The sequence below is a fragment of the Bacillus sp. LR_5 genome, assembly GCF_042709275.1.
Window position 1 is genome coordinate 1 of the sequence record NZ_JAVAXX010000227.1, and the last position, 10,694, is coordinate 10,694.

14 protein-coding genes and 1 pseudogene are annotated in these 10,694 nt (G+C 40.9%); all 15 read right to left on the minus strand.

The window, feature by feature from the left end; translation table 11 throughout:
* Nucleotides 1-56: 56 nt before the first annotated feature.
* On the minus strand, nt 57-896 hold the full coding sequence (hag, locus tag RAC86_RS28890; protein WP_033884628.1) for a flagellin Hag: 840 nt from the start codon (nt 894-896) through the stop codon (nt 57-59).
* A 143-nt stretch (nt 897-1,039) separates the two neighbouring features.
* Nucleotides 1,040-1,264 (minus strand): carbon storage regulator CsrA, encoded by a 225-nt coding sequence (csrA, locus tag RAC86_RS28895; RefSeq protein WP_033884178.1) that lies wholly within the window; start codon nt 1,262-1,264, stop codon nt 1,040-1,042.
* Nucleotides 1,258-1,689, minus strand: coding sequence for a flagellar assembly protein FliW (gene fliW / locus RAC86_RS28900; RefSeq protein WP_003228007.1), 432 nt, complete (start codon nt 1,687-1,689; stop codon nt 1,258-1,260). The genes csrA and fliW overlap by 7 nt, the downstream gene beginning before the upstream one ends.
* Nucleotides 1,690-1,709: 20 nt before the next feature.
* Nucleotides 1,710-2,285 carry a DUF6470 family protein gene (locus RAC86_RS28905; protein ID WP_015384781.1) on the minus strand — a complete coding sequence of 192 codons (576 nt, stop codon included), beginning with the start codon at nt 2,283-2,285 and terminating at the stop codon, nt 1,710-1,712.
* A 46-nt stretch (nt 2,286-2,331) separates the two neighbouring features.
* Nucleotides 2,332-3,228, minus strand: a complete 897-nt coding sequence (flgL, locus tag RAC86_RS28910; protein WP_015714797.1) for a flagellar hook-associated protein FlgL — start codon at nt 3,226-3,228, stop codon at nt 2,332-2,334.
* A 10-nt stretch (nt 3,229-3,238) separates the two neighbouring features.
* On the minus strand, nt 3,239-4,762 hold the full coding sequence (gene flgK / locus RAC86_RS28915) for a flagellar hook-associated protein FlgK (RefSeq protein WP_003228001.1): 1,524 nt from the start codon (nt 4,760-4,762) through the stop codon (nt 3,239-3,241).
* Between the two features lie 18 nt (nt 4,763-4,780).
* A complete protein-coding gene (gene flgN / locus RAC86_RS28920; protein ID WP_377886310.1) occupies nt 4,781-5,263 on the minus strand; it encodes a flagellar protein FlgN in 483 nt (160 codons plus the stop codon).
* Between the two features lie 15 nt (nt 5,264-5,278).
* Complete coding sequence (gene flgM / locus RAC86_RS28925) at nt 5,279-5,545, minus strand: flagellar biosynthesis anti-sigma factor FlgM (protein WP_161986330.1); 267 nt, start codon at nt 5,543-5,545, stop codon at nt 5,279-5,281.
* Between the two features lie 80 nt (nt 5,546-5,625).
* The gene (locus RAC86_RS28930; protein WP_003227995.1) at nt 5,626-6,045 is read right to left on the minus strand and encodes a TIGR03826 family flagellar region protein; all 420 of its coding nucleotides are present in this window, start codon (nt 6,043-6,045) and stop codon (nt 5,626-5,628) included.
* Between the two features lie 73 nt (nt 6,046-6,118).
* Nucleotides 6,119-6,841, minus strand: a complete 723-nt coding sequence (comFC, locus tag RAC86_RS28935) for a comF operon protein ComFC (protein ID WP_029725992.1) — start codon at nt 6,839-6,841, stop codon at nt 6,119-6,121.
* Entirely contained in the window at nt 6,805-7,101 is a 297-nt protein-coding gene (comFB, locus tag RAC86_RS28940; protein WP_015483764.1) for a late competence protein ComFB, read from the minus strand. The genes comFC and comFB overlap by 37 nt, the downstream gene beginning before the upstream one ends.
* Before the next feature lie 59 nt (nt 7,102-7,160).
* Nucleotides 7,161-8,552: an ATP-dependent helicase ComFA gene (comFA, locus tag RAC86_RS28945; RefSeq protein WP_128993466.1), complete on the minus strand. Its 1,392-nt coding sequence runs from the start codon at nt 8,550-8,552 to the stop codon at nt 7,161-7,163.
* 105 nt (nt 8,553-8,657) lie between these two features.
* Nucleotides 8,658-9,503 (minus strand): DegV family protein, encoded by an 846-nt coding sequence (locus RAC86_RS28950; protein WP_038429731.1) that lies wholly within the window; start codon nt 9,501-9,503, stop codon nt 8,658-8,660.
* Nucleotides 9,504-9,600: 97 nt separating this feature from the next.
* A complete protein-coding gene (degU, locus tag RAC86_RS28955) occupies nt 9,601-10,290 on the minus strand; it encodes a two-component system response regulator DegU (RefSeq protein ID WP_003219701.1) in 690 nt (229 codons plus the stop codon).
* A gap of 82 nt (nt 10,291-10,372) precedes the next feature.
* Nucleotides 10,373-10,694: pseudogene (gene degS / locus RAC86_RS28960) on the minus strand (two-component sensor histidine kinase DegS); the annotation flags it as partial.

Genomic DNA, 10,694 nt, shown 5'->3' on the forward strand with positions numbered 1-10,694 from the left:
TCGGAGATAGAAATATAAATTAAAAGACCCTGGCAACGCCAAGGTCTTTTTTAAAATTAACGTAACAATTGAAGTACGTTTTGTGGCTGTTGGTTTGCTTGAGCAAGCATCGCTTGAGAAGCCTGAGAAAGAATGTTGTTCTTTGTGAACTCGCTCATCTCTTTAGCCATGTCAACGTCACGGATACGAGACTCAGCAGCAGTCAGGTTTTCACCAGAAGCGCTCAAGTTATTGATTGTGTGCTCAAGACGGTTTTGTACCGCACCAAGTTTACCACGCTCAGAAGATACTTTGTTAATTGCAGAATCTACTTTAGTTAAAAGCGCATCTGTGTTAGCTGCCGTAGCTGTTGTTACTTTGTAATCTGCTTTTAACATGTCAAGACCTGTAGCCGCAGTACTCATATCCCCAATGTTAACTGTTAATTGTTGACCTTTGTTGGCACCGATTTGGAAAGTGAATCCATTTGTCTGCGTACCATCAAGAAGGTTTTTACCGTTAAAAGCTGTACGTTGAGAAATTCCATCTACCTCATCAAGAAGGTTATCAATTTCATCTTGAATGGCTTGAAGGTCTGTCGTTGCATCTTGAGTACCAGTGTTACCCGCTTGAACAGTTAACTCACGAACACGTTGAAGAATTGAGTGAGTTTCAGTCAATGCACCCTCAGCTGTTTGGATAAGAGAGATTCCGTCTTGAGAGTTTTTAGAAGCCATATCAAGACCTCTGATTTGTCCTCTCATTTTTTCAGAGATCGCAAGACCTGCTGCGTCATCTCCCGCACGGTTGATACGAAGACCTGAAGAAAGTTTCTCCATATTCTTTTGTGCTGCACCGTTATTTGAAGACAAACGGTTCAGTGTGTTAAGCGCTGCAATATTGTGGTTAATTCTCATTTTTATTTCCTCCCTGAATATGTTGTTTAGGCACGTCCTTGTGCCTCAATTTTGTAATCGGCGGAGCCATTTTTGCCCTCTCCCGGCTACATCATTAATATCGGATTGTCTCTGATTTTGTTAATACAAAAATAAAAAAATCCTCACTTTTTTTGTGAGGATAATGCGGAGATCACATCGCTGGATAACGCTGCTGCACGGTTATTTTCTTCCTGAATGGTCAAATAAATTTCTTTCCTGTGAATATCAATATGCTTTGGGGCGTCAATTCCAAGCTTCACTTGATCCCCCTCAACCGCAATCACTTTTACTTCAATATCAGCACCTATTTGAATCGCTTCGCTTATTTTCCGCGATAAAACTAGCATGATTCTCCTCCAATCGGATGCTTTGTCGTATATGAGGAGTCGTGTAAAACGACTTGCTTAGCCATCATGTTCTTGCGATTCACAATAATGGGAGCCAATAAATTCGCAGTAGACTTTTCAAATGGCTCTGCCATAGTCAATATTGTCATGACTTCTACGTCTTGAATATTATCGATATCCAAAAGTTCAGCAGTTGATTCATCAAGATCAAATTCATAATTCTTAAAAAAGATAAACGGACTTACGACGATAAACGCAAGATTTTCTGAAGTGACGGACTGCAGTGCCACGAATGGAGAGTCTTCTGAAAGCGGAAGTATGACAAATTGTTTTTCTTCTAAAAAGCCTGGAATCCCGCTTTCAAAAAGAATGATTTGTTCTTCTTTTATGTTCATTTGGCCATGGTACTTCGTATGAATGATCATTGTTCACGATCCTTTTCTTTTTACTTTTCGGGTGATTCTTTCGGGTATTCTACATCTATATTTAAATCAGGGTATTGGAGCATGTCAACCTTAACATTTCCTGGCGTATATTCAACAATTGGCTTATGCGGCTCAGCCTGAATAACAGGCTTTCGCGGCGTAATCTGAACATCAAGCTGTGACGGAGTATATTGTATTTTCACCCTAGATAGAGAAGGAGCATAATTTTCGCCTAATTGAATTTGGTGCATTTCAGAGTTCCTCCTTGCTTGTGAAGCGATTGGGTTCCCCTTATTTTCAATCCTCATAAGCTCGTCGCCTTCTTCTGCAGTACGCGCTATTCCCTCCATTACATCCTCATGCCCTTGTTGTGCGGCTTCTTCAATTCTCTTGAAAACATGCTTTCTGTCTAATTCTTCCCATGCTTGTGTCTGGTCAATCGTGAGTTTTCCAGGTGTCACCGATATTTCCATTTCCGCACTCGGCTGTTCGATCTCTAGATCAGCTTGAGGCTGCTCCATTTTTAAGCTGGCAGGTGTCGTTGTTAAACCAATTTTTCCTTGAACACTATGCATAATCAATCTGGGAATCTGCATCACTCTACCTCCTGAACTATAAAAAAAGCGAACTCCTGAGAGCCGCTTACTTTAAAAAGTCAATTAATGTAGGCTGAACAATTTGCGCATTAACGGCCAGAGTAGCCCTGTGCACACTTTGCTGCGCAATAAATTCAGTTATTACTTCTTCCAGTTCTACATCTTCATTGTCTGATAACACTTTGGTAGCTGTTTCTTCTTGCGCTGACAGTCTTGTATTAACCAATTCAAGACGATTATATCTCGCTCCAAGATCAGATCGTTCAGCACTCATGCCGTCAGAAAAATGATCAATATCATCTAAAACACTGTCCATGCCATCTAGCGAACCAGAATTTAGTGCTTTCTCAAAAGAATCAAGCATTTCAAATACATTCTGCCCGCTTTCAGAAGTGCCTCCAAAAGCTGACTTTGGATCTGAATTCACTTTCAATGACATATTATTTGATATATTGACTACGACATCAGCTGTATCAGAAATTGTATAAGTTCCGTCTCCGTTATCTGTAACCGGAGGCTTATCTGAATTTGTGCCATTAAAGATATATCTGCCGTTCACTTGTGTATTCGCAATATTTAAAAGCTGTTCCTTTAACTGCTTTACCTCTACGCCAATCGCTTGCCGCTCCGACTCGCCGTTTGTATCATTTTGAGCTTCAACCGCTAATTCTCTGACCTTTGACAGGATGTCAATTCCTTCTGTAATGTTTGTTTCTGTGTTTTCGAGCCAGGTAAAGGCTTGAGAAGCATTGCTTTTGTACTGCTGCACTTGAGACAGTTGCGTATTATACTTTAAGCTTTTCATTGCTACTACAGGATCGTCGGAAGCTTTTGAGATTTTTTTCCCTGAAGAAATCTGCGACTGGAGTTTATCCAGCTTCGAGTAGCTCGAACCGATATATCTCAGTGAGTTTTGCTGTATCATGCCTTGTGTTACTCTCATGTGACTCTACCTACCTTCCTCCAACACCCATGCCGTTGATCACTTTATCAAGCAATTCGTCTTGTAAAGTCACCATTCTTGCAGCTGCATTGTATGCGTGTTGGAATTGAATCATATTCGTCATTTCTTCGTCTAAAGAAACTGCGCTCATTTGCTGACGGTTTATGTCAGCATCATTCAGCTGTGTTTCTGTATTAGACGCCAGTCGATTAGCCTCTTGAGCTTCGATCCCTAGCTCGCCAATCAGACCCGCATAATAATCTAAAACACTAGTTTCTTTACCGTTAATGGTTATTTTACCGGTTAAAACATTTGCTAATTTTGTAGCATTTGCGTTATCGTTGGCTGCGCCAGTCAGTGAGAAAGCAATGTTTGCGCCTTTTGAATCTATTATGCTGTCAGCTACTTTGATCTTGCCCGCCGCGCCCTTGGCAGGTTCAGTTTCACCGCCAGTAAAATCAAAAAAGTCTCCGCCTTGTTCACCGCTCTTGGTCACACCATTTCTGTGCACTTCATTGAAAGCTTTCGCGAATTCAAGCGCCATATTGTCAAGATCAGAAAGCATTTCCGGGTATACGCCCTTTTCTTGGCCATCTGCTGTTATATACCCATAAGACTCTATAAATCCTAAAAGGGATCCCTTGCTGCTAAAGGACTCCGCCTGTACAGCTGTATCCCCGATTGAAATACTTGATACTAACCCAGTTTCATTATCATAGTTGGCTGCAAGTTCTGAAACCTCGTAATTTTTACCGTCCAAAACAGTTCCCAGCGACTGTTTATTTTTATCAAGGATTTCAATTGATACAGTTCCTTCAGCAGATGCAAGTGCATTCCCGCCTGATTTGTTGTAGCTGACTTTGATATCAACCATTGAGGATAATTTATCGATCAGCAAATCTCGCTGATCATATAAGCCATTCGGAAGAAGCCCGACCGGCTCTACTTGTGCAATTTGCTTATTTAAACTGTTTAATTGAGAAAGCAGAGAATTGACATCCAACACAGTTGTATTTAGCTCTGCTTTTAAATTCGATTGGACATTTGTAAGTGATTCAGAAATATAATTAAACGTTTCAGCTACAGCTTGTCCTTTTCGAGCAACAACAGAACGTGCACTTTCTTCATTTGTATTATTCGATAATTCCTGCAGGGAGTTCCAAAACGAATTGAGCACACTGTTCAAGCCGCTGTCATCCGTTTCATTTAAAACGCCTTCCATTTGGGACAGCGCTTTGGCCTTCGTGTCATAGTATCCGGCACTGTTGTTTTGAAGACGGTATTGGTAGTCAAGAAAGATATCTCTTATTCTCTCAACTGATTTTCCTTGAACGCCCGTACCCATTTGTCCCGCTGTTTTTTCTGCGTTTTTGGATACAGCAGGGAAATAGTCAGTTGCCTCCAATGAGACCCGCTGTCTTGTATAACCATCAGTATTGGCATTTGCCACGTTATTTGCAGTAGTGCTTAAAGCTGCCTGCTGAGCGCTTAACGCCCGCCTTGCAGTTTCAAGCCCCATAAAGGTAGATGTCATTTTCTGAATTCCTTTCTGCTAAGCTTTTGAATCAAACAGTTTCATTTGGCTGCTTTTCGGCAGCTCAGCTTTAATTGATTTGCTGTAATTGAAGTTATTTTCCTTAGGAACCAGCATATCGTACGAAATAGAGATGAATTGCAGCGCGTCTCTTGTCAGCTGCCTATTCATCTCATTTACTTTTTTCAGACGTCCGAGAACTTGAGAAAGAGACTCGTATAGTTGTTCCAGCTCTTCCTTTTCACTGCCTGCGGTTTTGGCGATACATGCGGAAATAGTATTATTTTCGCTATATCCGAGAAAGGCCGAAGTTGTTTTGATCCGGTCATCTTCTGTCTGCGTGATCGCTTGAATATATTTTTGCTCTTTTGTCAAAATGTTAGAAAGCTCTTTTGTTTTGCCGGCTTTGAGCGCTTCCGTCTTTTCTTCAGACAGCGTGAGCAGGTGCTCATGCAGAACGCAAAGTCGCTTCAATTGTTCAATAATTGCCTTCGCTGACATGGGCTTTCTCCTTTTTTATTGCTTTTTATAAAAATTAATTATATTTTTCGCGATATGATTTGCGTCTACTTTGTATGACCCGTTTTCAATTTGCGCTTTAAGCTGCGCAATTTTTTCCTGTCGTGAACCAGTGACTGCGTCGGATGCATGTTGCATTTCTTTAGCCTGTGATGAAATTTCAATTTTATCTTGAGACTGTGCAGCAGTTTTTTGCACCGCTTGCTTATCATAATTTTTTTGATATGGATTAACGGATTGTGTTCCAAATTGATTGATTTTCATAGGATTCCTCTCGCTTTCCGTTGCAGTCTTTAAACAATCTTAACCCTTTTATCGACTGCGTTTTCAGTTAGTTTAGGGAATCAGCTGTTTTTGGTATTATAGGCATAGTATGTGTCTTTTTTACTATTTTCTTTCTCGATTTTCAGAGCATCCTCGTGGTTCAAATGATCCATTTGATCCTTAATATCGGACTGGCAAGCCTTGCAGAATTTGCCTTCTCTAATCGATGTCCCGCACCTTTCACAAGGGTATGCCAAATTAGGAAGATGAGTGATCTGAATTCGCTTCTGCCTGATGAATTTCAATATCAGCTCTTCTTCCACACCTGTTTCTTCAGTTATCCGGCTCAAAGTTGATTGCCGGTTTTCCTGTTTTCTTAAAAATTTATAGACAGTCTCAAATGATTTTTCTTCTTCCTTAATACACGCCTGACATACGGTTTGCAGCTTTGTTTTTAAAAATAAAGCATTGCATTTCGGACAATTAGCCAGTTCTCCCATCTTTTTTTCTCCTTATTAGATAATATGCCTGTGTCAATTTCTAGTGATTATATCGGCATAAAAACAGAATCATTTAGCTTCTGATCAAGGTAAAAGATGACACTGAAGCGGCTTTTCCTTTTTCTAATAAGCAACGGGCTGCGAAGTGCAAGGTGGCGCCTGTTGTATAAAGATCGTCTATTAAAATGATATTCATACCTGCTGCTGAATTATTTTTTGTATCAAAAATGCGCTCTGATAGCAGGCGTTCTGTTTTCTTTTTCTTTGACTGTTTCTCATTATTCAGGCGAATGAGGGGATGGTGGGAAGGCCGGTCTAAACATTCTGCCAAGAGCTGTGCCTGGTTAAAACCGCGCTCTTCTTCCCGTTCCTTGCTCAGCGGAATAGGTACAAGAACAAAATGCTTATCGGGGTAAACCTTAGAAAAGGTTGAAGAAAAATCACTTTTAAATGCATTTATGATTTCTGCATCTCCTCTAAATTTAAAACGGGAGAGCGCTTCTTTCATCATATCATTATATGTGTAAACTGAACGGTTTTGACGCAATAGCAAACTGTCTCTGATCCTTGTTCTCCACACCTCGCAATCCCTGCATACGGCATGAACAGATTGAGGTCTGCCGCACAGGGGGCAGATATGTCCTGTGATTTTCTTTAATTTGCTTCTGCAAGAATAACAAACCTTTTCATCAGGCTTTAGTAAAAAAAGGGCTCTCCATGTAACATCTTGAGAAAATTGCGAATCACATAATAAACAGATCAGTTTATGAATGCCTCCTCCTGCTTCGTTTGACATAAATCGCTTGGACTCTCTGAAACTACTGCAGCAGATTCAGCCAAAATGACAAGCATTGCTGTGTTTTTTTGTTTATCTACCAGCTCAGCTTTCGTATATGCGATCTTTTTAAGATCAGTAACGTAGGATGGACTCACTTTGTTTAAAGAAAGTGCCAATACATCGTTTTGGCATACTTGGCAAGTACAGGCCATATGAAGCTGGTCCATATATCGGTCGAGCAGTTCTTTCATTACGATTTCTTTTGAATTGACAAGCATTTTTACAGCTCCTCATCATCGGTTATATGAGTATACTGTACCACGTTTTCAAATAATGGCTAGTCTGTACATTCAACTTTTGCTGCCAATTCATTCATTTCTTTTATATGCTTTCTTGCATCGAGCATACTCTTTGTTTTGCCGAAGTGAAAGTAAATGACATCGCCGTCCGCATATTCTTTATGCCGGCCGGTTCTTCCTGCAATTTGAACAAGTGCGCTTTCCGTAAAGATAGACGATTCCGCTCCTAGTACACCCGTTTGCACCTTGGGGACTGTGACGCCTCTTTCCAGTATTGTTGTTGTGATTAATAGATCGAGCTGACCATCTCTGAATTGCTGCACTTTCTCCTTTCTATGCTTGTCTTCCGCGTGCACAGATGCGGTTCGGCAATGAACACCTTTAAAGCACGCAGCAGCCTTTTCCAGAATAGAAACGGAAGGAACGAATAAAAAAACAGGCCTCCCTTCTTTTACATGAAACTCTATCCATCTTTTCACCGCTGGCGGAATTTTATTTCGGTTTAATTTCTTCTTCCAGTTTCCACACCATACAAAGCGCGGTTCGGGTAAAGGTTTCCGGTGGTGTCTTGCGGGGATGCGAACTGAATGTAACTGTCCGTTCAGTGCTTTTCTTTTTAATTCTTTAGGAGGTGTTGCACTTAAATAAACGAGGGTGCTGTTTTTCTTTCTTGCTTTTTGAACAGCGAATTGAAGGGTTTGATCAGCAGAATATGGGAAAGCGTCAACTTCATCAATGATCATAACATCGATTGCATCTTTATATCGCAAAAGCTGATGCGTAGTGGAAATCATAAGCGGAGATAGCCGCCCTTTGTCATCGCTTCCTCCGTAAAGCGCTGAAATGTCAGCACCCTGAAAGGCAGCCTTGAGCCTTGGAGCAAGCTCTAATACAACATCGGTGCGAGGTGTTGCAATACATACACGCAGTCCTTGATTTAACGCTGATTCTATACCAGGAAACAGCATTTCTGTTTTGCCAGCGCCGCAAACCGCCCAGATGAGGAGCTCTTCTTTTTTTGATATTGCTTCAATTAAAACATTGGCGGCTTTTTGTTGTCCGCTTGAAAGCTTGCCGTCCCATGTCAGTTTAATTGACTGCCAGTTTGGTTCATTTTCCTCTTCCCATGAATATAAAGGAACCTCCTCACTCACTCTGCCCATCATGACACAGGAACGGCAATACAGCTTATTCTTTCCAGATGAGTGATAAAAAGAAAAATACCGCTGATCAGTTTGTCCGCACCTATTACATCTATATCTCCGTTTATTTATGGATATAGAATTTTCAGCAGTGATATATCCATTCTTGATATGCCATTCAATCATCTCATCGGAAAATGAGAGCTCAGTCCTGAGTAAATGACGGCTTCGAAGCGTCTGCTGCAATTCTCTAGAAAAGGAACTGTTTTTTTCAACTGGCACATTCACATAGCACGCCTCCTTTCGAGACAGTATGCCTGAATGAATATTTTCTGTCCAACTATTAAAATAAGAATATAAAAAAATCTCCGCTCTAAAAACGGAGATTTGGCCTTATTTAAAACACCAGCAAATTCCTAGCGCACCTTCACCCAAATGAGTGCCGATTACCGCGCCAAAATAGCTGTTATAAAATTCAACATGAGGATATTTTGCAGAAAGCTCTTCAATGATTTTCGCTGCTTCTTCCTCTCGATTAGCGTGGATAACAGCAGCTCGCATAGGCAACCCTTTACTCGCATCTTCATCTAAAAGCTCATAAATTCGCGAAATTGCTTTTTTACGTGTGCGAATCTTCTCAAAAGGCACAATTACCTTATTGTCAAAATGAAGGATAGGCTTTACCTTTAGAAGACTACCAATGAAGGCTTGGGCGCTGCTTAATCGCCCGCCGCGCTGAAGATGAGCTAAGTCATCTACCATAAAATAAGCTCGAACTGTTTTTTTCATTTCTTCCAATTCTTTTATAATATCTTCCGGCGATGATGCTCCGTTTTTAATTAATTCAGCGGCTTTAAGAGCATAAAAGCCTTGGGCTAAACAGCTTATCTCTGAATCAAATGGATACACATCAATATTGTCGACCATTGAATCAGCCGTTGCCGCACTGCTGAATGTTCCGCTGATCCCGCTGGAAAGATGGATACTGATAACCGCATCATAAGACTTGCCAAGCTCTTCATACAACGCAACCAGCTCGCCGATTGGCGGCTGAGAAGTCGTCGGGAGCTCATTATGTTTTTTCACTTCTTCGTAAAAGCTTTTCCAGTCCAACTCAATTTCTTCACGGTAAGTCTCCTCCCTAAAAACAACCTGGAGAGGGATCATATGTATCTGATGTTGTTCACGCATTTCTTTCGGAATATATGCCGTGCTGTCTGTTACGACTGCAATATTCATAGCTTCGATACCTGCCTTATTGCTTTATAACTCTATTGTAAGGGAAACGGCAGCCTAAAAAAAGACCTGCCTAGTAAAAGGCAAGTCTCCTATTATACTATCTCATTTCTACCCAGCCATTTTTAATGGCGACCACAACGGCTTGCGTCCGGTCGTTTACATTCATTTTTTGTAAAATATTGCTGACATGGTTTTTAACGGTTTTCTCACTGATAAACAATGATTCACCAATACCGCGGTTGCTTTTTCCGTCTGCAAGCATCTGCAGCACTTCACATTCCCGCCTAGTTAAAATATGTAATGGTCTGCGGATTTCAGGGTAAACCTCATGTTGAGGGTGTGCAGAAACTCCGCTTGTTGCAAGGCGGCGGAATTCGTTAACGAGGTTGTGAGTAACCTTCGGATGGAGGTAAGATCCGCCCTCAGCCACTACTTTAACCGCTTCAATTAATGTATCAGCATCCATCTCTTTCAGCAGATAACCTCTTGCACCTGTTTTCAGGGCATGTGTTACATAATTTTCGTCATCGTGAATTGATAGAATAATTACTTTAGATTCAGGATACAGCTCTACAAGCTGTTTTGTAGCTTCCACACCATTTACGTTTGGCATATTGATATCCATGATCACAACATCAGGATGATAGTGCTCAACAATACGAGCCGCTTCGTCCCCGTCATCACCTTCGGCTACCACTTCAAAGGTAGGTTCAAAATCCAATATCCGTTTAACACCTTCACGAAATAACTGATGGTCGTCGATAATAACAATGTTTACTTTAGTCACAAGCCACGCCTCCTTATATTATTGTTCTATATACTCTAGCATTCGGTCAATATGCCTTTTGGCTCTATTTTACAAATCATAGTCAAAGAGATAACGGAACCTTAATCATAATAAATGTCCCAAGACCTATTTTCGAATCTATTGTCATCGTTCCTTCCAATAAATCTACTCTTTCTTTCATGCCCAGCAAGCCGAATGATTTGTTTTTCTTCTCTTTCGCTTCCTTCAGGTCGAACCCTTTACCGTTATCTTTTATCATTAAAATCACAAAATCCTTTGTGATCTCAACTTTGACTGTAATTTCTTCAGATTCAGAATGCTTTAGCGCATTAGACACAGCTTCCTGTGCGAGCCTGAAGAGCGCAACCTCAAACTGAGGCGCTAGCCTCTGATCCTCTGTTTCT